Source organism: Exiguobacterium sp. USCH10, from assembly GCF_037619445.1.
Taxonomy (GTDB): Bacteria; Bacillota; Bacilli; order Exiguobacteriales; family Exiguobacteriaceae; genus Exiguobacterium; species Exiguobacterium aestuarii_A.
Window position 1 is genome coordinate 316,455 of the sequence record NZ_JAQPZO010000001.1, and the last position, 25,188, is coordinate 341,642.

Here is a 25,188-nt window from a genome sequence, read left to right on the forward strand (position 1 = left end):
TTATATGCTCCGGTCGACAAAACGACCGGGGTTTTTTTCTTGCTCTTCTTCTAACCATTCTTCCCGTCGAGGTCGGATGCGTTGGACGCGTTTGATCCGCGTCACCGGTTCGATACTGGCTCGACCTGAAGGCTGGACTTGGCGGTTGACGTACTGAACGACAGTAAAATCAATCTGATAAGGACCCATGATCTGACCTCCTTCATAGGTACTTACCCCATTCAACCGCTAGATAATACAAAAATGGCGCATCACTGCGCCATTTCCCAAACTTATAAAATATGGTATCCGCTATCGACGTGAATGACTTCACCCGTGACGCCGCTTCCCATTCCCGAGAGAAGGAAGAGTCCTGTCGACGCTACTTCTTCTGCAGAGACGTTTCGACGTAACGGCGCTTTTTGTTCAAGCTCCGAGAGGATACTGTTAAAGTCGCCTACCCCTTTAGCCGACAAGGTACGAATCGGACCAGCTGAGATTGCATTGACGCGAACACCGTGCGGACCGTACTCGTTTGCCAAGTACTTGACACTTGAGTCAAGCGCCGCTTTTGCGACACCCATCAAGTTATAGTTTGGAACGACGCGCTCCCCACCGAGGTATGTCAACGTGATCACTGAGGCATCAGATGCGAAATATGGTTTCGCCGCTTTCACGACAGCCGTCAAACTGTACGCCGAGATGTCTAACGCCTGCGCGAATTGTCCACGTGTCATTTCCGAGAATTCGCCGCGAAGCGCTTCTTTATCCGCAAACGCGATCGAGTGAGCAATCCCTTGAATCTCCCCTGCTTGTTCATGGATTGAACGGAATGTCGTTTCAATCGCTTCATCATTTGTTACGTCACACTCGAGCAAAATCGCTTCTTGTTTCAACTCGCTCGCAAGTGATTCAAGACTTGATTTGAAACGTTCTGCCGCATACGTTAATACGAGCTTCGCTCCCGCTTCATCAAGTGTTTTGGCAATCGCCCATGCGATGGAACGCTTGTTGGCAATCCCCATGACGACATAAGTTTTATTCGTTAACGTTGGAAAAATTGACATCATAAACTCCCCTTTTTAGTACCTGGTGATAATATCTGTTCTCAGATTACAGAAAGGTTTCTGTTTTGTCAACCGGCTCGTTTCGTATTGCGATTTTTTTAAGTTGCGGTAAGATAAAATACGTATAGAAAGGGTGACTCGACTCCATTATGAACCGTATTCAATCATATTTTAAAAGTTTAGACACGACGCTGTTGACCATCGTCTTCCTATTGATGATCATCAGCCTCGGTGCAATCTATACGGCACAACCGATGTTGCCGACCCGACTTCAACATATCAACTTCGCTCTCGAACAGGGTATTCGGTACGTCATCGGCTTTTTCGCGATGTTTGCCATCATGACAATCGAGTATGAACAGCTCCGAAAAATCCATTGGTACTTATATGCATTCGGTCTCCTTTTGCTCGTCGGACTCATCCCGCTCCGCGATACGACACTCGTTCCGAACATTAACGGAGCGTATGGATGGTATAACGTACCTGGATTCAGTTTCCAACCGGCAGAGTTCATGAAGTTGTTCCTTCTCATTTCAATGTCAACGATTGTATATGACCACAACAAGCGATACGGCTCGTCTCAACTCGACACGTGGCTGTTAGTCAAATTGGTGTTAGTCGCCATTCCACCGCTCGGTCTGATTGTGACGCAACCGGACTTAGGTACTGGACTCGTCTTGATGACGATGCTCGGCGCAATCATCATCGTCTCCGGTATCGGCTGGAAATGGTTACTCGGTCTGTTCAGCGCAGCCGCTTTGACCATCGGAACGTTCATGTATTTGTTCTTCTCTCATTTTGAAGTGCTACAGGCGTTCGTACCAGGTCACGCCCTGAACCGATTCCAGGCATGGATCTATCCTTATGAGTATTCGGACGACTTGGCGTTCCAGCTGATCAAATCATTGCAGGCGATTGGATCCGGTCAAATGTTCGGAGCCGGATATGGACAAGGACTCGTCTATTTACCGGAATCACAGACGGACTTCATCTTCGCTGTCATCGCCGAGCATTACGGGTTCATCGGCGCAGCGCTCGTGATCATCGTCTTCTTCTTGTTCCTCTATCGCATGATTCATATCGCGCTTGAGTCAAGTAGTGCGTTCGGAAGTTACATCGTCACCGGCGTCATTGCGATGTTCACGTTCCAAGTCTTCCAAAACATCGGGATGACAATTGGTGTATTACCGATTACCGGACTCACCCTTCCGTTCGTCAGTTACGGAGGAACGGGGATCATCATGAACATGATTGCCATCGGTCTTGTGATGAACGTAGCCTCTAAATCAAAAACCTATATGTTTGATGACGATTGAAAAATCCCTTCAAGGCTATAATGACCTTGAAGGGATTTTGTTATAGATATTGAAAGTCTTCCGGGATTGGTGCTTCAATCATCACTTCTTTTCCTGTCAACGGATGAATAAAGCGCGCAGAGGCGCTGTGAAGGGCGTGACGTGACATTCGAGCCGCTCCCCCATACATCGAGTCCCCAATCAGCGGATGACCGATATGACGCAAATGAACGCGAATTTGATGGGTACGTCCCGTCTCGAGTCGAATCGTCAACAATGAGTCGCCACCAAACTGCTGACAATCGAGTATGTGTGTGACGGCTCGCTGTCCGTCTTCAGTAACGATTCGTTCCATGATGGAATTCTCGGCACGCCCAATCGGTGCATCGATCGTTTGGATGGGGACTTCTCCTTCTACAAGGGCTACATAAGAGCGCGTGAGCGCATTGGCTTTCTGGAGTTCGCTAAACCGATGGTGAATGAAGCCATACTTCGCAAACAAGACGACGCCGCTCGTATCCCGATCGAGTCGATTGATCACATGAATCGCAGAGGTCAGACCGATTTGTCGGTAATAACCGAGTACGGCGTTCGCGAGTGTGTCGGTCGGATGCAGTCGTGATGGAATCGTCGCGATTCCGGCTGGTTTATCGACTGCCAGCACCGTCTCATCTTCATACAAAATATGAATCGGTCTATCCGAGATGACCATATCTGTCGAAGGAGACTCGGGCGGGAATCGTACCACCACTTCATCTCCTTGCTCGAGAACGTGCCGAACCGTACGATGGATCCCGTTCACCTCGATTTCTCCTTCATGTTTTACGAGCGTGAGCATCTTCCGAGAAATCCCGAGGTCCTGCATTAAAAAGTCGCGCAGTGGAATAGCCTTCTCCACAACGCGACGAATCATAAATCCTTGCATTCGTTACTTTCCTTCCTCAATGAACGATTCACGTACACGCCGCCAAAATGGGAATGGGCGGAAACGAGCGAACGTCACTTTTTCTTTTGCGACCGCGCAACGAATCGACACAACGTCTGACCAAGATAACGCTTCTTGATGGTCAAACGCCAATTCGAATTCCGTTTTCGTATGCGGTTTGATTTTCACTTGATGATGTTTCGGCAAGAGGAGCGGCGCCCCAATCGTTCGATAGACCAGATTATTGATAGAAGCCATTTCCGTCACTTGAATTGCTTCAATCGATGGATGGACGATTGCACCACCGAGCGCTTTGTTGTAGGCAGTCGAACCAGAAGGGGTAGAGATACACAGTCCATCACCACGGAACGTTTCAAAATAATCATCGCGGATCGACAAATCACAGACGAGCGTCCGCTTATAGTTTTTGATCGTACAATCGTTCATCGCCAATTGACGATCGGTCTTTCCGTTCTCGTAATCGATCAGAACTTCGACGAGCGGGTATGAGACCGGTTCGAACGACTCACTCGTGATCATTTCCGTCAGCTCATCCAATTCATCCGGTTGCCAATCCGCATAAAAACCGAGGTGTCCGGTATGGATGCCGACGAGAAGCGTTTCATCGAGACGGTCAATATACTTATGGAACGCTTGTAGCATCGTCCCGTCCCCACCGACTGACACGACGATGCGTGGCTCTTCCGATAACGTATGCCCAGCGGCTTCAAGTTTTTCAGTCAGTTCCTGGGCGATTTCCGCTGATCGCGCATCTCCCCTCGATACAATCGCAAACTGCATATCGATTCCCCCCTAATCCTCGTCTGTTTTCACATTCATCTCTTTATCCCGAAACACTTGCTGCGCATCTTGAATCTCGACACGGAGTTGACTCATCTCTGCATCGAGAAGAAATGCCGCCTCAGCTGCACGTCTCAATCGTTCTTGTACTTCAAGAGGCATATCGCCATCATATTTATAATTCAAAGAATGCTCGATTGTAGCCCAAAAGTTCATCGCAAGGGTACGAATTTGCACTTCGACAAGTGTCGGAATCTCCCCATGAATCGTCTGGACCGGATATTCGATAATGACATGATACGACCGATAACCCGAATCTTTCTGATGCGTAATATAATTGCGTTCTTCCACTATTTTAAAATCTGTCCGACGATGAAGCAAATCCAAGACGTGAACGATATCATCGACAAACTGGCACATGATTCGTAATCCAGCAATATCTTGCATGTCGGTCGCCAGCTCATGATCCGCAATATTTTTTCGCTTTGCTTTTTCAAGAATGCTCCCGACCGGTTTGACCCGACCTGTGACAAATTCAATCGGAGAGTGGTCATTTTGCGACTTGAATTGCTTACGAACGGCTTTTAACTTTACTTTCAACTCGTCTACCGCGATTTGATACGGTACTAAAAACTGATCCCAGTTCACTGATTGCATACGCTGTCACCACTTTCGTTCTTTTCCGGAAAAAACGCGTCCTTTCCGTATGTATCCGTTTGTATGGTATCATAAACGAACAATTGTTCATAGAATGGAGCGATGATTTATGACCCAAGAAGTGGAAATTGAATTTAAATCCATGTTAACAAAAGATGAGTATGAAAAACTGATTCAAGCCTACAAACTAGAAGATCGCGTCCGCTGGCAAGCAAACGATTATTTCGACACGCCAACCTTCCAGCTAAAAAAACAAGGCGCAGCCCTTCGTATTCGTGAGAAGAAACATGGCCAGGTATTGACATTAAAACAACCGAACGAAGTCGGATTGCTTGAAACACATGCCGCAATCACTGAAGAAGAAGCGGAAGACTTATTCAAGTACGGAATCATTCATGATGATCAAATGAAGCAAGCCCTCGCCCCGTTTCAACTGAATGCCGCACTCGAACACCTCGGACGCCTCGAGACGAATCGAGCCGAACGTCAAACGGAAGATGGTCTTCTCGTTTTGGACGAAAGCCATTATTTGGAGACAACTGACTATGAAATAGAATTTGAAGTCACGAATGAAGAAGCGGGCAAACGTGCATTCGAACGACTGTTAGCAGAGCACGGTCTTCCATACCGTCCCGCCAAAAATAAAATCGTTCGATTCATGGAATTAAAAATGAGTCGGTCTGAAGGTTGAGCAGATACATTGCCAACCTTTTTTTTTCGTTGCTACAATGAGTTTACAACATTAAATGAGTTTTTTGCCGAGAGGAGGCGACACAAATGGAACTTGAACAATGTAATGGGTCATCCTGTTCACTGGAAGAAACTCCTATTCAAGTAACGTATAAGCCATTGGAGTTATTCTATTTCATGGACATCTCGAGTCCTGAAAATTTTCACGTGATGACACTGATCAAAAAGTTAGAGATTGAATACGGACATGTGATTCGTTTCCGAATGGTCTCTACCGTTCCTAGCTGTGTTGGCGGATGTCAGGAAGAAGTTCGCCTTCTCACAATGATCAAAGCGCTAGAATTACAAGGGAAACGTCATGCGATGCGTTTTTTACGTCATTTGCAGGTGAATGATTTATTCTCCGGTAAACAGTTAGGCTCAATTGATTTATGGGAAATCGCACGGTCTTTCGAAGAGTACGGTCTTGATTTGGATGAACTTGAAGCCGATCTTCAATCGAACCAGCTCTTGAATGCTTTAGCAGTCGATCATCAAGTGCTGAAAGATTGGGAGATTGAGTCATTGCCCGCTCTCACATTCGTGACGCGCGATGAAGCATTGAAGATTGAAGGGGTCTATCCGTACGACGTGTATCAATCGGTCATGACCGAGTTGCTCGGTTATGCCCCGAGTCGTACGACTGACTGGGATGTAGCCAAAGTGTTGGCTCGTTATGACGCGTCGACGATTACTGAACTATCGTATATTCTAGACTTAGATAAAACTGTGATTGAACGCGAACTGAAGAAGCTCTCCTTGCAGCAACGCTGCCGCCCTGTACCGGGATGTAGCGGTGAGGCATGGGCGCAAACGAAATAAAAAAGAACCCCACGGCCGGGGAGCCGTGGGGTTTTTGACGTCTCAAGCGGGGACAAGAGCCGTCGTACCTTGAGGCCCGGGGAAGGCCTACAAGATGGGAGAAAGTTTACGGTCAATAAAGGGGTTTGTGATTGATTTCACACTTATAATATACCGAGTCCCTCTTCATCTGACAACTAGTTTGTGTACATTGTCACATATTGTTCACGAGAACAATAATGATTCCATTTCATCGAGCACCGCTTCGAACTGATCAAGCGCTTTAAGGACTGGTTCTTTCGTCGTCATATCGACACCTGCCGCTTTCAAGACCTCGATTGAGTAGTCGCTAGACCCAGCTTTGAGGAAGTTATCAATGTAACGACGTACGGCCGGCTCTCCCTCTTCCATGATCTGTTGCGACAACGCTGCCGATGCTGAGATTCCCGTCGCATATTGATAGACATAGTAGTTGTAATAGAAGTGCGGGATACGCGCCCATTCATATGAAATCTCTTCATCGATGACGATTCCTTCTCCGAAGTAGCGTTTGTTCAACTCTAAGTACGTCTCATTCAAATATTCAGGTGTGAGCGAGACGCCTTCTTGAGCAGCCTTGTGAATCATATGCTCAAACTCAGCAAACATCGTTTGACGGAACAACGTCCCACGGAATGTTTCGAGTTGATTGTTCAACAAGTAGAGACGTTCTTCTTTTGCCGTCCGTGTTTTCAATAAATGGTCGTTCAATAACGCTTCGTTTGTCGTCGACGCGACTTCTGCTACAAAGATTGAATAGTCGCCATACGGATACGGCTGTGACGTACGCGTGTAATGGCTATGCACCGAGTGACCGAACTCATGCGCGAGCGTGAACAAGTTGTTGACGTTGTCCTGCCAGTTCATAAGGATGAACGGTTGTGTATCGTATGCTCCAGATGAATATGCACCGCTCCGTTTTCCACGTGTCTCGCGTACGTCGACCCAACGTGAATCGAGACCGTCTTTCACGATTTGAACGTACTCTTCTCCGAGTGGTGCCAAACCATCAACCATCAACTGTTTCGCTTCTTCGTACGACACTTTCATCTCTACATCTTTGACGAGTGGTGTATATAAATCATACATATGCAACTCATCTAATCCGAGCGCGCGTTTCCGCAATGCGACATATCGATGCAGCAAATCAAGACGCTCGTTGACCGCTTCGACTAGACCGTCGTACACAGACTCTGGAATCGCATTGTGGTGAAGGGCTGCCTGTCGCGCACTCTCAAATTTACGGACACTTGCATAGAAGTTGTCTTTTTTCACACTGCCTGAAAGCGTCGAGGCAAACGTGTTCAAATACTGCCCGTACGTCCCGTACATTGCTTTAAAGGCGTTCTCACGGACACTTCGGTCACTCGATTCGAGGAACGTGATGTAACGTCCGTGCGTCAATTCGACCTCTTCCCCTTTTTCGTTCTTCACTTTCGGGAATTTCAAATCCGCGTTATTGAGCATACCGAACGTCGAACTCGATTGTCCGAGCACGTCTCCAGCTTGCGCAAGGATCGCTTCTTCCGCTTCCGTCAGTACGTGTGGACGTTCTTGCGCCAACTCATCGAACGCATGACGATACACGCGAAGTGACTCGTGTTGTTCCATAAAGGCTTCAATTTGAGCTTCATCGATTGAAAGAAGCTCTGGTGTCATGAATGCGAGTTGGGCTGAAATTTGCGAGGCGAGTGAGCCTGCACGGTCATTCAATGCCTGATAATGACTGTTCGCCGTATCTTCGTCGTAACGCATGTGCGCGTACGTATACAGCTTATGTAATTTACGAGAAAGCTCATCACGGAGTTGTAACGCTTCGTATAACGTTTCTGCCGATTCACCGAGTTTTCCTTTAAACCCGATCAATGCCGGCACCTGCTCTTTTAATGCTTCAAAATCTGCTTCCCATGCTTGGTCGTTACTGTAGATCGTCTCTAAGTTCCACGTCTCTTCGACTGGAACTTGTTGTCGTGTCAATACTTCTGACATACGTTCACTCCCTTTTCTGATTGGTTCGTCGATTGTAACATCAATCGCTGAAGTCCTTGATACAATCGTGTATCGTGACGTCTCGCATCTTCACAGGTGATTGGAAGCACCCAAGTCGTGACATCACACGATAGACGACATGCATTCAAGAGTTGTTTCCATTGTACATGAAATGACTGGGAAAAGTCGCTTGTCGGTGTCACTCCGAACTGGCGGCACGTCTTTTGAATGCTCCATTCCACCGAATCATTCGGTGACTCATAGCGATTTAAATAGAGGACGATTTGAAACTCAATCGGATGAACGTGTATTCCCCAAAGTGACGTGAGGGGAAGATAGCAGGCTGTCGGTAACAAGGCGGGGATCAATCCCAAAGGATACAGACGATTTAAAATGAGATGTCGATTCTTTGGGGATGGGTAGATCGGCGACATTCGTTTTCGTCGTATCATCTCCGTCCATTCCAATGCATTGAACCGATAATAAGCTTCATAAGAGGAAGTGGTCACTGAGGACGAGACTTCCCAATTCCCGATTCCATACTTGATTGAAATGGGAAACCCATTGAAACGAACCAACTGTCCATTTTTCACTGTCATCAACCGGTGTCGCCGAGATAGTTCAAGGCGCATCCACGGTTGAAACGATTGGTTCATCTTTAAATCGAGACCACTCGCGATCCAAATCACATCCAGACCTGCTCGTTTGTAATCGTTCGTTCGCGCGACATATTCTTCTACTTTCAATGGAGATGCCTGAATCTCAAAGACGGTTGGCAACTCATCCACATTCGTAAGAATGTCGGCCCGACGATTCCCAATCGTCACTTCTTGGTCGACAGGGTACCCGCTTTCTTGTAGCCATTGGCATACTGCCCATTTATCCTGATGGTGTGTAACGGATTCCGCTCTCCCGCACGTATGGATGTGGGCAAAATGTAGACGACGTTTCGCACCTTGCTTTAAGATCAACATTTCCTGGCACGTCGGACATCGAAAAGGAGCAAGCTGCTCCGCCTGCATTCGATTTAGAGTAAAGGAATCAACGATATCCCCTTCTCGACCGATCGCAAACCGCATCTTGCTCCCCCCTTATAGTAGTGGTGAAAACATTCTGGCCAATGATTCTACGAGTTTTATAAAGAATGAGCGCTTCGCAAACTCTTCTAATACAAGTTCGTGAGACCCTTCGAAATCATGATATAAGTCTTGTTTCAACTGATGGACCGAGTTCGTGTTGTACAGGAGAGCATTTACTTCGAAGTTCAAATGGAAGCTACGAAAATCCATGTTCGCCGTCCCAATCGTGGCAAGTCCGTCATCGACGACAATGACTTTTGAATGCATGAATCCTTCTTCGTATAAATAAATCTTTACCCCAGCCAACAGTAACTCCTCATAATAGGAACGACTCGCATAAAAGACGATTTTATGGTCCGGATAGCTCGGTAAGACGATCCGAACATCGATGCCCGATAAAGATGCTGTCTTCAAAGCACTCATAATGTCCTCATCAGGAATCAGATACGGGGAGGAAATATAGACGGACTTTTTCGCAGCATTGATCAACGAGAAATAAATCGATTTCATCGTCTCGTACGGTTCATCAGGTCCGCTTGCAACGATTTGGACACCTCCGCTCGCACTTCGTACCGTTTCGAGCGGTTCTAAATAGAATGGCGTGAACAGCCGTTCTCCCGTCATGTAGTACCAGTCTTGTAAAAAGATCAACTGTAACTCGGAAACCCCTTCTCCTCTGACATACAGATGGGTGTCGCGCCAAAAACCAAATTTAGAGTGTTCGCCTAAATACTCATCCCCTACGTTCAATCCTCCAGTGAACGCCTCTGTCCCGTCGATGACGACAATTTTTCGATGGTTTCGATAGTTCGTCTTACTCGACACGAGCGGAAGGACGACTGGGAAGAACGCCTGCACTTGGACGCCAGCTTGTTTCATCTCCTCGAAAAATGTACTGCTCGTATGAATGGAACCGACGGCGTCGTATAAGAATCGAACTTCGACCCCTTTTTTGGCTTTCTCGATTAAAATCCGCTGAATTTCCCGAGAAATACGGTCTTCCCGAAAAATGTAATACTCTAAATGGATGTGCCGTGTCGCGCCTTTCAGAGCGGGCAATAACTTCGAGAATTTTTCACGTCCGTTCGTCAAAATCTGCGTGTACGTATTCGAAGAGACGGGCAATTGGTTCAACGAAGAGGTGAGATGCATCAACTTCTCATAATCATCATGCGCAAACATCAGTGACGGAGAGAGCGTCATCGCTTTTTGCCGATAAGCCAAGTACGTCTCTTCGTCGAGCATCGCCTTCTCTTTGAACATCCGCTTGCGACGATAGTTCTGACCGAACACGAAGTACGCAAATAGCCCGATGACAGGAAAGCCAATCATGACAATCGCCCAGATCAACGTCCGTTGCGGGTTGCGATTTTCAAGCAAAATCACAAGCAAAATACTGAACGTTGTCAAAAAGACGAGAATCGAGAAGAGCCCAATCACTTGTGAGCTCCAGTAATACGATAATATCGCAATGAGTCCTGCGAGCAAAATAAGGGAAAAGAGTACTTGTATGCGTCGCAACATATTATAACCTGACCTCGTTTCTGTCATGTATTATCATTAATTATACATCGTAACGCCAATTTTTTGAGGGGAGCGAATGAATTATGGGGACTTTTCTAATCACAGGTGCGACAAGCGGGATTGGGCGCGCCGTCGCCTTGCAGTTAACCGAGAATGGACATCGTGTCATCGGAATCGGTCGTGATGAGACACGGGGGGCTTCTCTCGAATCAGATTCGAACGGATTGGCCGCGTTCATCCGGTGCGATCTCCATTCAGCGGAAGACATCGATCACCTCTTTGGACACTTAAAGGAACAAGGGGTGACGTTACATGGTCTTTTCAACAATGCCGCAACATTTGGTAGACCCGGTACACCGGAGCGTTTGACTCAAGAGTCATACACCGAAGTGTTTGACGTCAATCTCTATGCACTGAACACCGTCACACAACGCGCCATCCCTTTATTTGCTCAGGGAGCGAGTGTCGTCAACAACGCCGCCATCGTCGGACACGTCAAATTCCCACCTATGCTCGCTCATTACGCCGCCTCGAAGGCCGCTGTGGTTGCCTTGACGAAAACGTTCGCACATCGGATGAAAGGAAAGGTTCGATTCAATGCTGTCTGTTTCGGTCCGGTCGATACGCCGCTCAGTCACAAACTATACGGTGGAGAAGCAAAATTCAAAGAGGCAATGACCCATCATTTCCGGGGACATGCCGCCCTACCGGAAGAAGTGGCGCCGGTCGTCGAATTTTTATTAACCGATGCCTCAACCTATATAAATGGACAAGCCATCACGGTCGATGGCGGATATACGCTCTCTTGAACAGAGACCACCTCTTCTTTTGAAAAGGTGGTCTCCTGTCATGTCGTCATCTTTTTAGCTCGCCCTATTTTATTGCGTAAATAGTTCTGTTCTTTTGAATGAAGACTTTCCCAATCAATGACATCTTCAAAATAATCAATCATCTCATCAAACGTCGAATCTAACGTCTCATGCGCCTGAAGACGCGCCATTCGAATCGCCTCGAACACGGACCCCATCACAAAGATATCTTTACTGGCGTAAGTCTGCATCGGCGATAGTGATTCAAAAAGAATCGTCTCAAGCGTCTTTCGCTTCACATGCCAATCGGATTTCCCGTTCGAGTATAGAAAATCTCCATCCGGTAGTTCACAAAGTTCCCGTAAAATATCTCCGATGTAATGAATTGCGTGAATCGCCGTATTCGGGTCATTGATTCCTGGAGAGATTCCACGTAACGCAATCTCACTCAACTTTTCAATCGCAAATGAAGGGTCTTGCATCGAGGACCGCACTTCGCCGATCTCAAATAGTTCGATGTCCGGGGCATCCTCACCTTTCCAAAATCCGAGTAAATCCCCTTTTGCGACAAATTCACCTACGGCTACGACCGATTCAAAGTCTGTTTCATGATCTCCCTGCTTCTCTCTTAAAAATAAGCGGATATACCCCGTCTGCGGCGCCCGTACCGCTTGACCTTCAAACGAATGAACAGAACGTGGTAATACGAGATTCACGTCATCTGACCCGATGGCGTCTTTTTGCTCACTGATTACCGATAGTGCTTCTTTATGTAACGCGGATAACAAACGTTCTGCCTGAATCGAGACACTGATGGTCTGAATGAACTTGACGAACGCCCAAATCGAACCAATGACTAAGAGCACACTGATTCCTGAAGATAATACGACACCATCATCTGCCGTTCGGACGAGGAATAAGTTCGAAATCCCGTAAACGGTCGTCATAATGAAGAGACCAAGCGTATGCTTAGCCGACGTATTCGTCAAAAAGTTATTGATGGTCCGAGGAGAAAACTGAGAAGAATACGTCGTCAACACGACAAGGATTGTCGAAAAACTAAACGTCATCATCGTCATAAGACTCGTGAACGTCGAAGACAATACGGACGCTGCCGAGTCCAAGTCCAAATAAATAAAATCTGGTAGTAAATCTCGGAAAAATTCACCGAACAGTTGTGTCAACGCTGTTAACGCGATGCCCCCCATCCCATATAGGAATGGAACGAACCATGCACTATCATCAAGTAGTAGTCGAATCCGTCTCACCATACCAACACCTCTTTACCATTGATTTGAAAAAATCGCCTGTCCGTCTGAACAGGCGATTGATCATTTAGAAGTAGTGACGCACTTTCGCAAAGACGTCGCCATCGAGAATGAGTTTACCATACTCTTCAAGCATCGGTTGCGTCTGTGTACTAAATGTTAAATATTCTGCTAGAAGACTGAGTGCATTCTCTTCGTCTTCAGGCTCCATTTCATCCGGGAAATCAATCCACAAATAGTAACGGTCTTGATAATGATATAGTTTCAAATCAAGGTCACTGAACGTGTCACCTGCACGCTTACTCAGTGAAATGATCGCCTCGAAATCATCTGTTTCCATTGCGAGTGGCGCCCAAGCATCTGCTTCCGCTTCGAGTTCATCCAACTCACTCAATTGGTCGAGTACCGATTGTTGATCTCGTGCTTCATCAATCGCTGAACGAAGAAGCGAACCGAGTTCAGAATCGTCTTCCGTATCCATCACATTTTTCGCAATTGTCACGGTCACTTCTAGACCTTTTTCAAAAGCTTGGACTTGAATCCACAGTGGACCATCAAACGAGATGTCTTCACGTTCGTGAGCCTCGTCCATCATCTGCCAGAACAGCTGCTCGCCACGTTCTCGGTTGTACCAAATTTCATCACGTGCGAAGCCACGTTTTTCAATGTCCACATATGTGATGAAAAATTTGACGGTATTGTCATTGATGCGCTCAATTTTCACGATTGTCCACTCCCTTCTCACCTCGCTCCCATTTCACATAAGGAGGAGAGGGGAAATTGTCTTGTTATCTTTGTACCCTTTTTGACATCGTTCAATCTAGATGACGGGTTATAACTTTATTTTATAGGAAATAATCGATAATAAAAAGCACACTGCTTAGACAGTATGCTCTCATTCATTTACAAGTCGCTGTGCTTCTTGCAATTGGAACGTTCGAACCTTCCGTGGCAAGAATCGACGAATCTCATCCTCGTTGTATCCGACCTGTAGTCGTTTTTCATCAATCAAAATCGGACGACGTAGTAAGCCTGGATATTCTTGAATCAAATCATACAATTGTTGAAGCGATAACGCATCAACGGATACATCGATTTTAGAAAAGACTTTAGAACGAGTTGAAATAATCTCATCCGTTCCATCTTCTGTCATGCGTAAGATCTGCTTAATCTCATTTAGTGAGAGCGGTTCTGAAAATATGTTTCGTTCTGTAAACGGGATATCGTGTTCTTCGAGCCAAGCTCGTGCCTTTCGGCAAGATGTGCAGCTTGGAGACGTATAAAGTGTGACCATTTTTCTTCCTCCCTGATCGAGTATGCGTCCATCTTTTTAAGTGACTCTATCTGTATACCCAAATTCGCATCCACTTAATTATAATAATTCTTAATTATTAAAACTTCAATGATATTCTTTATCATTCAGATATGAAAAGAGGGCGCATTCGGTGAATGCGACCTTGAATGACCCATCTCAAGATGCCGGGAACCGAGACACCGGTTGAGACACCGTCTCTTTCCCTGGCTTGACTTGCAAGTCTTTCAACTTTTTCTTCAACACTTCTTTCAAAAGTCGTTTTTTCTCTCGTAGAACTTTGTCACGTTCTTTCATGGCCTCTCACCCCCGTACAGCGTAAGCAACCGACCGAGCATTACCGATTCTGAAAATCTTGAACTTGCACTAATCTACAAATAAATTATAGCACATTTGTTTGTGAAATGTGAATCATTCTTACGAGTTCATCATTTCTTTACACGGATATCATTTGCATTACGTACAAAAAACCTGTATAGTTTATAGAAATAACCTTTTTCTATTTAAGGAGGAGAGCGATGATGAGAATCACATTAGAAACCATTATGGGACATCCGGTAACCCAAAAATATTTAACTCGATCAGGATTAAAACATGCTGTAGACGTTTGTGAGCGCGCTCTCGAAATGGCAACGAAACGTGGTCTCGATACAGATTTAGCGACGAAAGCTGCGCTACTTCATGATATCGGTCACTATGAATGGTATACAGAAGGCAAATGGAATTATGACTTATATCGTCAGAACGATATTCATGCGATTAAAGGTGCGGAGCGGGCACATAAATTACTCATTCGTCTCGGGGAAGACCCTGCCCGTGCTAAAGAGATTTCTGTTATGATTCTTTTGCACACTGATTCCTATTTACCACCAAGCCGAATTCAACGGACCCCGCTTCAACAGCTCGTTCATGACGCCGATACGTTCGTAGAGCAACCAGGTGGTCTGCACCATTATGAGACAATGGAGATTGAAGATGCACTAGCTCGCGTCCGTCAAATCGATGCTATCGTCGAACGTCTCTCAAACTTACCGCGAATTTCAAACGGATAATCCGTCACCTAGCACATTAGGTGACTTTTTTTTTCGCTAAAAAACCCTGACTTCCACATGAAGTCAGGGCCATCGTATTAAACGAGTTGTGCTTTATATGCTTCGTACTCTTCGTCCGTGAGCGAGACATAGTGTCCTGGCTCGACTTCGCGAAGTGGTGGGATACTTGAATCTTCATCCGAACGTCCAACTGGACCTTTCGAAGTTGACTCGTATACGATCCGTTTACGTGTACGTTCATGCTCCGGATCCGGAAGCGGAATCGCTGAAAGAAGCGATTTCGTGTACGCATGAATCGGGTTCTCATAAAGGCGATCTGCTGTCGCAAGCTCTACGAGGTGACCTTGATACATAACACCGATACGGTCAGAGATGTATTTAACCATCGACAAGTCGTGGGCGATGAACAAATACGTCAAATCGCGATCGCGTTGCAATTCTTTCATCAAGTTGACGACCTGCGCTTGAATCGAAACGTCAAGTGCAGAAATCGGCTCATCGGCGATGATGAAGTCTGGTTCAACCGCAAGGGCACGGGCAATCCCGATACGCTGACGTTGTCCACCTGAGAATTCGTGTGGGTAACGACTCGCGTGCTCTTTCGTCAAACCAACAGTCTCAAGAAGGTCATACACGCGGTTCATACGATCTTCTTTCGTCTTCGCAAGACCGTGAATATCAATACCTTCTGCGATGATATCCGCGACCGTCATACGCGGGTTAAGCGATGCGTATGGATCTTGGAAAATCATCTGCATAGCACGGTTGAATTTCAACTTGTCTGCTTTTGATTTTTTACCGTGGACGTTTTCACCTTTAAATAAAACATCACCATCCGTCGCGTCGTAGAGACCGATGATCGTACGTCCTGTCGTAGACTTCCCACAACCAGACTCTCCTACGAGTCCGAGCACTTCACCTTTGAAAATATCAAACGAGATTCCGTCGACCGCTTTGACAACGCGGCCACGGCCAATTTTAAAGTGCTGCTTCAGGTTTTTTACTTCGAGTAATTTCTCGCGTTCCATTATTCAGCACCACCTTTCGTAAACGATTTTGCGAACGCACTGTCCGGACGATACTTGAGAGCGAGTTCACGAATCGCACGTGGCGGACTAACCACTGGTGCTTGTGGGTGTAATAACCAACTAGAAGCAAAGTGTGTATCACTCACCTGGAACATCGGTGGCTCTTTCTCAAAATCAATCTTCATCGCGTATGGGTTACGCGGTGCGAATGCATCCCCTTTTGGAGGATCGAGCAAGTTTGGAGGCGTACCCGGGATTGCCGGTAACGCTTCGTTACGGTCATCTGTCGGACGCGGCATCGAACCAAGAAGTCCCCATGTGTACGGGTGACGTGGCTCGTAGAAGATTTCATCAACCGTTCCTTTTTCAACTAGACGACCTGCATACATAACAGCGACACGGTCAGCCATGTTCGCAACAACGCCAAGGTCGTGCGTGATGAAGATAATCGCTGTGCCTGTTTTTTGCTGAATGTCTTTTAAAAGTTCGAGAATTTGCGCTTGAATCGTAACATCAAGTGCTGTTGTCGGTTCATCGGCAATCAACACTTTCGGGTTACATGCGAGTGCGATCGCGATAACGATACGCTGACGCATCCCACCAGAGAGTTGGTGTGGGTACTGTTTCAAACGCGCTTCTGGGTTTGGAATCCCTACAAGTGTCAACAATTCGAGCGTACGTTTCTTCGCATCCTCACCTGTTAACCCTTGGTGTTGTTTCAACCCTTCTGCGATTTGTTTGTAAATCGTCATTGTAGGGTTAAGTGATGTCATCGGGTCTTGGAAAATCATTGCGATATCGCGACCACGAATTTTAAGCATTTCTTTTTCCGAAAGTTTCGCCAAGTCTTTCCCTTCGAACATGATTTCTCCGTTCGTGATTTCACCTGGAGGGTTCGGAATGAGACGCATGATCGCCTTCGAAGTAACGGATTTACCTGAACCCGATTCTCCTACGATAGCGAGCGTCTCGCCTTTTTTCAAATCAAACGATACGCCACGAACGGCTTGAACCGTTCCTGCATATGTGTGGAACGAGACCTCTAAATCTCGGACTGATAAAATCGTTTCCATGCACGAGTCCCCCTCTTTCTTTTTTATTTACGCATTTTCGGATCGAACGCATCACGCAAGCCATCGGCAAGCAAGTTGAAGCTGACCATGAGCAAGACGATGATGACCGACGGGATAATAAGAAGGAACGGGAATGTCCGTAGTTCTTTGTATCCATCGTTGATCAACGTACCAAGTGATGCCTGTGGCGGTTGAAGCCCGATCCCGATAAAGCTGAGGAATGCCTCGAAGAAGATGGCAGATGGAATCGTGAACATGAGCGTGATGATAATCGCACCCAATGTGTTTGGAATCAAGTGTTTGAAAATCAATCGCGTACTAGATGCACCAAGTGTGCGAGCTGCCAAGACAAACTCTTGGTTTTTGAGTTTTAAAATCTGACCACGAACGAGTCGACTCATCCCGATCCAACCTGTGATGGCCATGGCGAGGATGATGGTGAATACACCAGGGTCAAAGATCAAGATGAACAAGATGATTAAGATCAAGTTAGGTACACCTGTCAAGATCTCAACAATACGTTGCATGATGTTATCCGTACGCCCACCGAAGTATGCTGAAATTCCACCATATGCCACACCGATGATTGTATCGATGATGGCCGCAACGAAACCGATGAAGAGGGAAATACGTGTCCCTTCCCAAATACGTGACCAGAGATCACGACCGAGGTAGTCCGTACCGAACCAGAAGTTCTCTTCTACGTTCTTTTGTTCGTAGAAGTCGATATCGCGACCACCGAGTGTCGCCATTCCATCAAAGCCAGCCCATTCAAGACCTGTGACTTTTGGCGGAAGTTTTGCTTGTGAAATGTTTTGTTCGTAGGCATCACGACCCGACAACATCGGTCCGAACAATGCAAGTGCAACGAGAATTAAAATAATTGATAGCGAGATGATGGCCGCTTTGTTTTTCTTTAGGCGCATCCATGCATCTTGCCAGAAGTTTAAACTTTTCCCAGCGATTCGTTCACCAAGCTGTTCATTCATCTCAACAGGTGTGAACATGTCTTGGTCGAACTGTTCGTAATTCTTTTTGTTTTCAATCATCAGTTATTCCCCCCAAGACGAATACGTGGGTCAACAACCCCATAGAGCAAGTCGACAAGCAAAATGATAATAATGAACAATCCTGAGAAGAACAATGTCGTTCCCATGATGACAGAGTAGTCGTTCAACGTGATTGACGTGACGAACAATTCACCAAGTCCTGGAACAGCGAAGATTTTCTCGATAACGAATGTACCCGTTAAGAGTCCAGCTGTCATCGGTCCAAGGATTGTGATGGCAGGAATCATTGCGTTACGAACCATGTGTTTCCACACGATGGCGTTCCCCGTCAATCCTTTCGCTTTCGCAAGCGTGACGTAGTCTTGTCCGGTAACCTCTAACATCTCGGTTCGGACGAAACGGGCAATCGCTGCCGTGACACCGAGTGACAACGAAATTGTTGGTAAAATCGTATGAGCTGGTGTTTCCCAGAATGCGACTGGGAGCAACTGCAATTTAACTCCGACATAGTACTGAAGGAGGGCTGCAAAAACGAACGATGGGACAGAAATCCCGATTACCGATACGAACATTGAACCATAGTCAATGACCGTATTGTGACGAATCGCCGCAACAACACCTAACAATACGCCTACAAGAGTTCCGAGAACTAATGCCTGGAGCCCTAATTGTGCCGAAGGACCAATTCGTTCCATAATCAATTCAGTTACTGGACGGTTAGCCGTACGGAATGAAACGCCAAGGTCACCTTGGAGCATGTTTCCGATGTACGTCGCATAACGGACCGGAAGCGGATCGTTGAGTCCGTAACGGTCATTCAATAATTGAATTTGTGATTCTGTCAGTTTTTCCTGGTTCTGATACGGTGAACCTGGGAGCAGGTCCATCAGGAAGAACGTGAACGTGGCAATCAAGAAGAACGTGATGAGGCCGTAAGTCAGCCGTTGTAGGATATAACGTCCCATGAATAAAAAACCCCCTGTTTTTTCTAATTCTTTCTACTACTTGCACCAACAGCTTCACTATGACATATGACCTATTTTTCAAATTCACAAAATGAAAGGAATATTCTGAAAGAATAGCGTATACGTCATCTCAAGGCTCTTAGCACAGCGGCTGAAAACAAAGAATATTCTTTTCAGAGATTATTCTGAATTTTCACTGTTACTACATTATACTTTACCAACAAAACATTTGAACAGTATTTTCTCTAACTTCAGTAGATTTTTTTAGAAAATCGGGGACATGCGGTTCGCATGTCCCCTCATCCCATTACTTGATATCAACGTATTTGTACTGGTAATCAGCACCGAACAGTTGACGGTTAAAGTTTTCGATGTTTGGACGAATCAAGTACGCCACACCAGCTTGATAAATCGGCATGATCGCTTGATCTTGCTCAATCAAGAGAGCCTCAGCTTCTTTGAACAAGTCATAACGTGCATCGATGTTTGTTTCAGCAGACGCTTCGTCAATCAACTGGTCATATTCAGACGACGCATAGTTGATGTCGTTTTGTCCGTTGTCTGATGTGAAGATCCCAAGGTTCGTAAGTGGATCTTGGTAGTCAGGTCCCCAAAGTGCGAATGACATTTGGTAGTCTCCGTTTGCTTCACGCTCAAGTTTGTTGTTGAAAGGTTGTTGAGCGATTTCAACCGTTACGTTCGGCAAGTTCGACTCAATTTGACCTTTCATGTACTCAGAAATTTGTTTTGAAACTTCGCTATCGAACGAGAGGAGTTCGATTGTTGTCGCTTCTCCGCCTGTTGCTTCTTCCCAAAGTGAAGCAGCTTCGTCAGCGTTTGTTTGGAAGTACTCAACACCTTCTGTGTAATCCGTTCCGTCTTCATATTTGATGAAGTCTTTTGGAATGAATGATGTTGTTGCAATTGAACCGTTGTTCAAGAGTTGGTCGATAATTCCAGTTGGATCGACCGCACGCGCGATGGCTTTACGTGCATTTACATCGGAGAAGATTTCATCTTCGTGGTTGAATTTGAAATATCCGATGGCAGAACGAAGACCTGTGTTGTAATCTTCATCTTCCTGGAAAGCAGCAACTTGTTCTGATGCAAGACCTGCATAGTCAACATCGCCAGCTTCATACAAGTTTACGACTGTAGATGTTTCTTTGACGACGCGAACATCAACGGCTTCAAGCGCGACGTTGTCTTTATCCCAGTACGTATCGTTCTTTGTTAAGACATAACCTTGTTCACGATCCCACTCTGTCCATGTGAATGGTCCGTTGTAGAGAAGGTTTTCAGGATTCGTTGCGAAATCTTCGCCTTTTTCAGTCGCGAATGCTTCATTGATCGGTGTGAATGTTCCGAATGAAGTAAGTGAAAGGAATGATGGGTCTGGACGCTCGAGTGTGACTTCGAGTGTTTTCTCATCAATTGCTTTAACGCCAAGCTCTTCTTTCGGTGTGTCACCTGTGTTGATCGCTTCAGCGTTTTTAATTGTGTTCATGATGTATGCATACTGTGAACCTGTTGCAGGATCAACAGCGCGTTGCCATGCATAAACGAAATCGTTGGCTGTAACTGGCTCTCCGTTTGACCATTCAGCATCACGAAGTGTGAATGTGTAAACAGTCTCATCTTCATTTACTTCTGGTTCGCCTTCAGCGAGAGCTGGTACGGCATTTCCATCTTTATCAAGACGGTAAAGACCTTCCATTGTGTTAGCGATCAAGTTGAATGCGACCGCGTCTGTAGCAAGAGCCGGATCGGCTGTTGTGATGTCTGACGTATCTGTCAAACGAAGAACTTTTTCTCCGTTTGAAGAAGAACTGCCGCCATCAGAGTCTCCGCCTGTCGAACAAGCCGCGAGTACTGAACCGAGTGCCAAGATGATCGTCATCATGAGCAGAATCGATTTTTTCTTCATTGCGATTTCCCCTTTCGTATTGAAAAGCTAGCCGTTCGTCGAATAAACATCTTACTTTTTCTTTAATTTTCTGAATATTTCATAAAGTATTCGACGAAAGAACGTTAGGGCTATTGTAAGAAATTTTTAATCAAACTGTCAACTACTGAATAAAACGCTATCATTCCGGCTGAGTTTCATACTCGCATTCTGCCCTACCTTCCTAGTATCATAGAAGAAACGCGGAACGGTTGCTCGTTCCCTTTATGGCGTGAAAGGAGATTACATCGTTGAAAAAGTTTCGAAATATATTGATTGTTTGGGGGATTGTCACAATCCTGTACACCGTTTGGTCGATTTTTTCATATTTCCGAAGCGAATCTTTCCTGTTTCATTTGAGCGGCGGTCTATTCGTTTCCGGAATTCTCACGTTTGCGATCGGGATGTTCTCACATATGAGTGCGACAGGATTGTTCGATGGCATTATGTATGGTTTCAAGCGAAGTCGACGTGCAAAACTCAAAGAAATTGATGCGGATTATGAAGAGGATGAAGAAGAAGAAGACCCTGAAGATCGGCAACTCCGTAAGCAATCGGCTTGGAACTGGGTGTTTGTCGGTGTCGGAAGTATCGTTCTTTCGTTTCTCGTTGCGTTGATTTAATCTTTTCGAGAGCATGATCCTATGCTAAACTTAATGCAGAATAAGAACACTTGGATGAAGACAAGTAATTCAAATCACCTTTTCCTCAGAGAGTCTACGGTGCTGCGAGTAGATGAAAAGTTTTTGAATGAATGGACTTCGGAGTGGCTCGCTTGAACAACAGTATGGCGAGACGGTTCACGCCCGTTAACGCGTTCAAGTGGCATAGTTTATGCAAATTTGGGTGGCACCGCGGTTATTCGTCCCGATTTATTCGGGAGGACGACTGCGGTTTTTTATATTCTTCGGAGGTGTATACACATGGCAACGATTTTTTCAGGAATCAAACCGACCGGCGTCGTGACGCTTGGGAACTACCTTGGCGCGATGAAACAATTCGTCGACCTACAAGACGACAACAATGCCTATTATTGTATCGTCGATTTACATTCGATTACCGTTCAACTCGACCGTGTCGAGCTCATGAACAACACTCGAAAACTAGCGGCACTCTACTTGGCTTCTGGTCTCGACCCAGAAAAAGCGACGATTTTTGTTCAGTCTGAAGTGAAAGCACACGCTCAGCTCGGTTGGATGTTAACTTGTATCGCCGGAATGGGTGAGCTCGGCCGGATGACGCAGTATAAAGATAAGTCGCAAGGTAGTGAGAACGTTGGCGCAGGGCTGTTCGTTTACCCGACGCTCATGGCATCTGACATCTTGTTATACAATACGGAACTCGTTCCAGTCGGAGACGATCAAAAGCAACACATCGAGTTGACGCGTGATTTGGCGGAACGCTTTAACAAACGTTATTACGAGACATTCACGATGCCGGAACCACTCATTCAAAAAGAAGGCGCACGGATCATGTCTCTCACGAATCCCGTGAAGAAAATGTCGAAATCAGATACGAATGCCAAAGGATATATCTCGATGCTCGACGAGCCGAATGTCATCCGTAAGAAGATTAAGAGTGCCGTCACAGACTCGAGTGGTGTCATCTCGTTCGACCGGGAGAACAAACCGGGGATTTCGAACTTGTTAGAAATTTACTCGCTTTCGACAGGGACCCCAATCGATGATCTCGTCAAACAATATGAGAACTCGAACTATGGGACGTTCAAACAAGATGTGGCGGAAGCGGTTGTTGCTCTACTTGAACCAATTCAAGCTCGTTATCACGAATTGATCGATTCTCCAGAACTCGATGAAATTCTTGATGCCGGTCGTGCGAAAGCTGAAGTCGTCGCGAACAAGAATCTCGCGAAGATTGAAAAAGCGATGGGTCTCAGTCGTAAGCGCGCCAAAGTGAAAAAATAAGCTTGTTGTGACAGAACTCTCCATGTGAGAGTTCTTTTTTGTATTAAAAAATGTACATAAAAAGAGAGACAGGCGTCCCTGTCTCTCTTCGTAAGATGATTTGATTATTCTTTGCCTTCGATTGAAGCCCACTTGTAAGAGTAGTCCGCACCGAATGCGTGCTCAACGATTCCTTTAACGTAAGGTTTCGTGAGGCGAGCCGATCCACGTTGGTAAACTGGCGAGATCGCGTTCTCTTCAAGAACGATTTTCTCCGCAGCTTGAAGGTCAGCCCAACGCTGTTCAGCATCTGTGCTTGATTTCGCAGATTCAATCAACTTATCGAATTCTTCGTTCGACCACTTACCACGGTTGTATGGTCCGTCAGTTACGAAGAGGTCAACGAATGTCATTGGATCTTGGTAGTCAGGTCCCCATCCAGCGAATGTGAACTCGAACTCACCTTTGTTCTCAAGGTCAAGTTTGTTGTTGAACGGTTGTTGCTTGATTGATACCGAAATGCCTGGAAGGTTCTTCTCAAGTTCACCTTTGATGAACTCACCGATTTGCTTCGCAGACTCTGAGTCATAGTTGAGGAGCTCAAGCTCAACTTTGTCTGTTCCGAGCTCTTTAAGCCCTTCTTCCCAAAGTTTTTGAGCTTCTTCCACATTGTATCCACCGATATCGCCGTTCGCTTCACGGAAATCTTTACCGTCAGGACCTGTTACGAAATCTTTTGGTACGAGGTAGTTCGCAGGAATCGAACCGTTCGCAAGAAGCGTCTCTGAGATTGCTGCTTTATCATACGCTTTGTCAATCGCGTTACGGATTTTTTGGTTGTCAAGTTCTTCCACAGCTGTGTTGAACTGGAGGTAGAAGAGTGTTGGTTCAACGACAGTTGAGAACTCTTCGCTGTCTTGATACTGGGCTACGAGCTCAGAAGTCAAGCCTGTGCGGTCAACGTCACCGTTTTCATACAAGTTAACACCCGTTGAAACTTCTTTAACGACTTTAACGTTGATTTCTTCAAGTTTAACTGTGTCAGCATCCCAATAGTCTTCGTTCTTGACCATCTTCCAGCCTTGCTCGCGCTCCCAGCTGTCGAGTTTGAACGGTCCGTTGTAGAGAGTCGTCTCTGCAGATGTACCGAAGTTCTCACCTTGCTCTGTATCGAATGACTCGAGTTTTGGCATGAATACGCCGAAGCTAGTCAATCCGAGGAAGTAGTCAGCTGGTGCAGTCAATTTAACTTCAAGTGTTTGATCGTCGATTGCTTTAACGCCTACAGCATCGCGCTCGCCTTCACCTGTGTTGTACGCTTCCGCGCCTTCGATGATTGACATAACGTATGCATATTGTGATGCGTTATCTGGGTTGAGTACTTCTTTCCAAGCGTATTCGAAGTCGTTCGCTGTGACAGGCTCCCCGTTTGACCAAGTCGCGCCTTCACGGATTTTGAACGTGTACGTCTTCCCGTCTTCTGAAACGTCGTGGTCTTCAGCCATACCTGGAGTCGGGTTGTCTTCTTCGTCCATGCGGTAAAGACCTTCGTTTACGTTGTTCAATACGTTGAATGAAACAGCGTCCGTTGCGAGTGTCGGGTTAAGTGAAGGAATATCTGAAGAATCGAGCAAGTTGAGGACTTGCGCTTCGTCTGCAGAACCTTCGTTTGTTGATCCTTGTGAAGAATCTGTTTCTTCCCCTGTCGAACATGCAGCTAGGAATGCACTAGATAGAAGTGTAACCGATGATGCTAAAGCAAAACCTTTTTTCTTATTCATTGCGATGACCCCCTGATTTTTTCGTTTTAACGAAGTGAATGATGGTAGAAAATTCAGTCATTTCTTCTGACAGTATTTGTTACCAAAATCCCGTTGATGCAATAATACAATATTCTGATAATTTTGCAAAGTGTTTATTTTGATTTTTCTATAAAA

Annotated in this window: 25 protein-coding genes and 1 other annotated feature; of the genes, 7 read left to right on the forward strand and 18 right to left on the reverse strand. The window is 45.9% G+C overall.

All coding sequences use genetic code 11. The features are described 5' to 3' along the window. Both PQI28_RS01665 and fabI read right to left on the reverse strand, forming a co-directional pair. The gene (locus PQI28_RS01665) at positions 1 to 189 is read right to left on the reverse strand and encodes a hypothetical protein (RefSeq protein ID WP_074035057.1); all 189 of its coding nucleotides are present in this window, start codon (positions 187 to 189) and stop codon (positions 1 to 3) included. 83 nt (positions 190 to 272) lie between these two features. After that, the gene (gene fabI, locus PQI28_RS01670; protein WP_214695521.1) at positions 273 to 1,046 is read right to left on the reverse strand and encodes an enoyl-ACP reductase FabI; all 774 of its coding nucleotides are present in this window, start codon (positions 1,044 to 1,046) and stop codon (positions 273 to 275) included. Between the two features lie 149 nt (positions 1,047 to 1,195). Between fabI and PQI28_RS01675 the strand changes: the two genes are divergently transcribed. Next, positions 1,196 to 2,362, forward strand: coding sequence for an FtsW/RodA/SpoVE family cell cycle protein (locus PQI28_RS01675; RefSeq protein WP_214695514.1), 1,167 nt, complete (start codon positions 1,196 to 1,198; stop codon positions 2,360 to 2,362). 40 nt (positions 2,363 to 2,402) lie between these two features. On the opposite strand, the gene PQI28_RS01680 is transcribed toward PQI28_RS01675, so the two are convergent. The 3 genes from PQI28_RS01680 to PQI28_RS01690 are packed head-to-tail and all read right to left on the reverse strand — an operon-like array spanning position 2,403 to position 4,724. Further along, positions 2,403 to 3,266: an RluA family pseudouridine synthase gene (locus PQI28_RS01680; RefSeq protein ID WP_214785228.1), complete on the reverse strand. Its 864-nt coding sequence runs from the start codon at positions 3,264 to 3,266 to the stop codon at positions 2,403 to 2,405. Between the two features lie 3 nt (positions 3,267 to 3,269). Next, entirely contained in the window at positions 3,270 to 4,067 is a 798-nt protein-coding gene (locus PQI28_RS01685) for an NAD kinase (protein WP_214695497.1), read from the reverse strand. A gap of 12 nt (positions 4,068 to 4,079) precedes the next feature. Beyond that, positions 4,080 to 4,724 carry a GTP pyrophosphokinase gene (locus tag PQI28_RS01690; protein WP_015881226.1) on the reverse strand — a complete coding sequence of 215 codons (645 nt, stop codon included), beginning with the start codon at positions 4,722 to 4,724 and terminating at the stop codon, positions 4,080 to 4,082. Between the two features lie 109 nt (positions 4,725 to 4,833). Here PQI28_RS01690 and PQI28_RS01695 point away from each other — a divergent pair, with 109 nt between their 5' ends. Together PQI28_RS01695 and PQI28_RS01700 are read left to right on the forward strand one after the other, a co-directional pair. Continuing rightward, on the forward strand, positions 4,834 to 5,415 hold the full coding sequence (locus PQI28_RS01695; RefSeq protein WP_339962382.1) for a CYTH domain-containing protein: 582 nt from the start codon (positions 4,834 to 4,836) through the stop codon (positions 5,413 to 5,415). Positions 5,416 to 5,501: 86 nt separating this feature from the next. Next, positions 5,502 to 6,275 (forward strand): DsbA family protein, encoded by a 774-nt coding sequence (locus PQI28_RS01700; protein ID WP_339962383.1) that lies wholly within the window; start codon positions 5,502 to 5,504, stop codon positions 6,273 to 6,275. A 204-nt stretch (positions 6,276 to 6,479) separates the two neighbouring features. Here PQI28_RS01700 and pepF read toward each other — a convergent pair whose 3' ends face one another. Genes pepF through cls form a run of 3 tightly spaced genes read right to left on the reverse strand, consistent with a single transcriptional unit; the run spans position 6,480 to position 10,885 of the window. Next, on the reverse strand, positions 6,480 to 8,282 hold the full coding sequence (gene pepF, locus PQI28_RS01705) for an oligoendopeptidase F (protein WP_339962384.1): 1,803 nt from the start codon (positions 8,280 to 8,282) through the stop codon (positions 6,480 to 6,482). Continuing rightward, entirely contained in the window at positions 8,267 to 9,361 is a 1,095-nt protein-coding gene (locus tag PQI28_RS01710) for a competence protein CoiA (RefSeq protein WP_339962385.1), read from the reverse strand. Before PQI28_RS01710 ends, pepF begins: the two co-directional genes overlap by 16 nt. A 12-nt stretch (positions 9,362 to 9,373) precedes the next feature. After that, positions 9,374 to 10,885, reverse strand: a complete 1,512-nt coding sequence (gene cls / locus PQI28_RS01715; protein ID WP_214695480.1) for a cardiolipin synthase — start codon at positions 10,883 to 10,885, stop codon at positions 9,374 to 9,376. Positions 10,886 to 10,968: 83 nt separating this feature from the next. Between cls and PQI28_RS01720 the strand changes: the two genes are divergently transcribed. Further along, the gene (locus tag PQI28_RS01720; RefSeq protein ID WP_339962386.1) at positions 10,969 to 11,694 is read left to right on the forward strand and encodes an SDR family NAD(P)-dependent oxidoreductase; all 726 of its coding nucleotides are present in this window, start codon (positions 10,969 to 10,971) and stop codon (positions 11,692 to 11,694) included. 38 nt (positions 11,695 to 11,732) lie between these two features. Here the strand turns inward: PQI28_RS01720 and PQI28_RS01725 are convergent, their stop codons facing one another. The 4 genes from PQI28_RS01725 to PQI28_RS01740 form a co-directional block, all read right to left on the reverse strand. After that, positions 11,733 to 12,965: a DUF2254 domain-containing protein gene (locus PQI28_RS01725; protein ID WP_339962387.1), complete on the reverse strand. Its 1,233-nt coding sequence runs from the start codon at positions 12,963 to 12,965 to the stop codon at positions 11,733 to 11,735. A gap of 64 nt (positions 12,966 to 13,029) precedes the next feature. Further along, positions 13,030 to 13,686 (reverse strand): adaptor protein MecA, encoded by a 657-nt coding sequence (gene mecA / locus PQI28_RS01730; RefSeq protein WP_214695474.1) that lies wholly within the window; start codon positions 13,684 to 13,686, stop codon positions 13,030 to 13,032. Positions 13,687 to 13,857: 171 nt separating this feature from the next. Next, positions 13,858 to 14,256, reverse strand: coding sequence for a transcriptional regulator SpxA (gene spxA / locus PQI28_RS01735; RefSeq protein WP_015881217.1), 399 nt, complete (start codon positions 14,254 to 14,256; stop codon positions 13,858 to 13,860). Between the two features lie 177 nt (positions 14,257 to 14,433). After that, on the reverse strand, positions 14,434 to 14,571 hold the full coding sequence (locus PQI28_RS01740; RefSeq protein ID WP_214695472.1) for a hypothetical protein: 138 nt from the start codon (positions 14,569 to 14,571) through the stop codon (positions 14,434 to 14,436). A 221-nt stretch (positions 14,572 to 14,792) separates the two neighbouring features. Between PQI28_RS01740 and PQI28_RS01745 the strand changes: the two genes are divergently transcribed. After that, a complete protein-coding gene (locus tag PQI28_RS01745) occupies positions 14,793 to 15,326 on the forward strand; it encodes an HD domain-containing protein (protein ID WP_074035089.1) in 534 nt (177 codons plus the stop codon). Positions 15,327 to 15,403: 77 nt separating this feature from the next. On the opposite strand, the gene PQI28_RS01750 is transcribed toward PQI28_RS01745, so the two are convergent. The 5 genes from PQI28_RS01750 to PQI28_RS01770 all read right to left on the reverse strand — a co-directional run bounded on the left by PQI28_RS01750 (position 15,404) and on the right by PQI28_RS01770 (position 21,329). Next, positions 15,404 to 16,354: an ABC transporter ATP-binding protein gene (locus tag PQI28_RS01750; RefSeq protein WP_339962388.1), complete on the reverse strand. Its 951-nt coding sequence runs from the start codon at positions 16,352 to 16,354 to the stop codon at positions 15,404 to 15,406. After that, on the reverse strand, positions 16,354 to 17,427 hold the full coding sequence (locus PQI28_RS01755; protein ID WP_214785235.1) for an ABC transporter ATP-binding protein: 1,074 nt from the start codon (positions 17,425 to 17,427) through the stop codon (positions 16,354 to 16,356). Before PQI28_RS01755 ends, PQI28_RS01750 begins: the two co-directional genes overlap by 1 nt. A 23-nt stretch (positions 17,428 to 17,450) precedes the next feature. Next, positions 17,451 to 18,476 (reverse strand): oligopeptide ABC transporter permease, encoded by a 1,026-nt coding sequence (gene opp3C / locus PQI28_RS01760; RefSeq protein ID WP_445236740.1) that lies wholly within the window; start codon positions 18,474 to 18,476, stop codon positions 17,451 to 17,453. Beyond that, positions 18,476 to 19,402: an oligopeptide ABC transporter permease gene (opp3b, locus tag PQI28_RS01765; RefSeq protein ID WP_214785236.1), complete on the reverse strand. Its 927-nt coding sequence runs from the start codon at positions 19,400 to 19,402 to the stop codon at positions 18,476 to 18,478. The genes opp3C and opp3b overlap by 1 nt, the downstream gene beginning before the upstream one ends. A 307-nt stretch (positions 19,403 to 19,709) precedes the next feature. Further along, the gene (locus PQI28_RS01770; protein WP_339962389.1) at positions 19,710 to 21,329 is read right to left on the reverse strand and encodes a peptide ABC transporter substrate-binding protein; all 1,620 of its coding nucleotides are present in this window, start codon (positions 21,327 to 21,329) and stop codon (positions 19,710 to 19,712) included. A gap of 269 nt (positions 21,330 to 21,598) precedes the next feature. Here PQI28_RS01770 and PQI28_RS01775 point away from each other — a divergent pair, with 269 nt between their 5' ends. Further along, positions 21,599 to 21,970: a DUF3899 domain-containing protein gene (locus PQI28_RS01775; RefSeq protein WP_214785238.1), complete on the forward strand. Its 372-nt coding sequence runs from the start codon at positions 21,599 to 21,601 to the stop codon at positions 21,968 to 21,970. 42 nt (positions 21,971 to 22,012) lie between these two features. Beyond that, positions 22,013 to 22,220, forward strand: a binding site (T-box leader). A 50-nt stretch (positions 22,221 to 22,270) separates the two neighbouring features. Next, the gene (gene trpS, locus PQI28_RS01780; protein WP_214737555.1) at positions 22,271 to 23,272 is read left to right on the forward strand and encodes a tryptophan--tRNA ligase; all 1,002 of its coding nucleotides are present in this window, start codon (positions 22,271 to 22,273) and stop codon (positions 23,270 to 23,272) included. A gap of 104 nt (positions 23,273 to 23,376) precedes the next feature. Here trpS and PQI28_RS01785 read toward each other — a convergent pair whose 3' ends face one another. Next, positions 23,377 to 25,032, reverse strand: coding sequence for a peptide ABC transporter substrate-binding protein (locus tag PQI28_RS01785; RefSeq protein WP_214737557.1), 1,656 nt, complete (start codon positions 25,030 to 25,032; stop codon positions 23,377 to 23,379). Between the last annotated feature and the right edge of the window lie 156 nt (positions 25,033 to 25,188).

Coding starts and splice junctions, on each gene's coding strand:
- PQI28_RS01665 (WP_074035057.1), bottom strand. CDS start 189: ATGGGTCCTTATCAGATTGATTTTACTGTCGTTCAGTACGTCAACCGC.
- fabI (WP_214695521.1), bottom strand. CDS start 1,046: ATGTCAATTTTTCCAACGTTAACGAATAAAACTTATGTCGTCATGGGG.
- PQI28_RS01675 (WP_214695514.1), top strand. CDS start 1,196: ATGAACCGTATTCAATCATATTTTAAAAGTTTAGACACGACGCTGTTG.
- PQI28_RS01680 (WP_214785228.1), bottom strand. CDS start 3,266: ATGCAAGGATTTATGATTCGTCGCGTTGTGGAGAAGGCTATTCCACTG.
- PQI28_RS01685 (WP_214695497.1), bottom strand. CDS start 4,067: ATGCAGTTTGCGATTGTATCGAGGGGAGATGCGCGATCAGCGGAAATC.
- PQI28_RS01690 (WP_015881226.1), bottom strand. CDS start 4,724: ATGCAATCAGTGAACTGGGATCAGTTTTTAGTACCGTATCAAATCGCG.
- PQI28_RS01695 (WP_339962382.1), top strand. CDS start 4,834: ATGACCCAAGAAGTGGAAATTGAATTTAAATCCATGTTAACAAAAGAT.
- PQI28_RS01700 (WP_339962383.1), top strand. CDS start 5,502: ATGGAACTTGAACAATGTAATGGGTCATCCTGTTCACTGGAAGAAACT.
- pepF (WP_339962384.1), bottom strand. CDS start 8,282: ATGTCAGAAGTATTGACACGACAACAAGTTCCAGTCGAAGAGACGTGG.
- PQI28_RS01710 (WP_339962385.1), bottom strand. CDS start 9,361: ATGCGGTTTGCGATCGGTCGAGAAGGGGATATCGTTGATTCCTTTACT.
- cls (WP_214695480.1), bottom strand. CDS start 10,885: ATGTTGCGACGCATACAAGTACTCTTTTCCCTTATTTTGCTCGCAGGA.
- PQI28_RS01720 (WP_339962386.1), top strand. CDS start 10,969: ATGGGGACTTTTCTAATCACAGGTGCGACAAGCGGGATTGGGCGCGCC.
- PQI28_RS01725 (WP_339962387.1), bottom strand. CDS start 12,965: ATGGTGAGACGGATTCGACTACTACTTGATGATAGTGCATGGTTCGTT.
- spxA (WP_015881217.1), bottom strand. CDS start 14,256: ATGGTCACACTTTATACGTCTCCAAGCTGCACATCTTGCCGAAAGGCA.
- PQI28_RS01740 (WP_214695472.1), bottom strand. CDS start 14,571: ATGAAAGAACGTGACAAAGTTCTACGAGAGAAAAAACGACTTTTGAAA.
- PQI28_RS01745 (WP_074035089.1), top strand. CDS start 14,793: ATGATGAGAATCACATTAGAAACCATTATGGGACATCCGGTAACCCAA.
- PQI28_RS01750 (WP_339962388.1), bottom strand. CDS start 16,354: ATGGAACGCGAGAAATTACTCGAAGTAAAAAACCTGAAGCAGCACTTT.
- PQI28_RS01755 (WP_214785235.1), bottom strand. CDS start 17,427: ATGGAAACGATTTTATCAGTCCGAGATTTAGAGGTCTCGTTCCACACA.
- opp3C (WP_445236740.1), bottom strand. CDS start 18,476: ATGATTGAAAACAAAAAGAATTACGAACAGTTCGACCAAGACATGTTC.
- opp3b (WP_214785236.1), bottom strand. CDS start 19,402: ATGGGACGTTATATCCTACAACGGCTGACTTACGGCCTCATCACGTTC.
- PQI28_RS01770 (WP_339962389.1), bottom strand. CDS start 21,329: ATGAAGAAAAAATCGATTCTGCTCATGATGACGATCATCTTGGCACTC.
- trpS (WP_214737555.1), top strand. CDS start 22,271: ATGGCAACGATTTTTTCAGGAATCAAACCGACCGGCGTCGTGACGCTT.
- PQI28_RS01785 (WP_214737557.1), bottom strand. CDS start 25,032: ATGAATAAGAAAAAAGGTTTTGCTTTAGCATCATCGGTTACACTTCTA.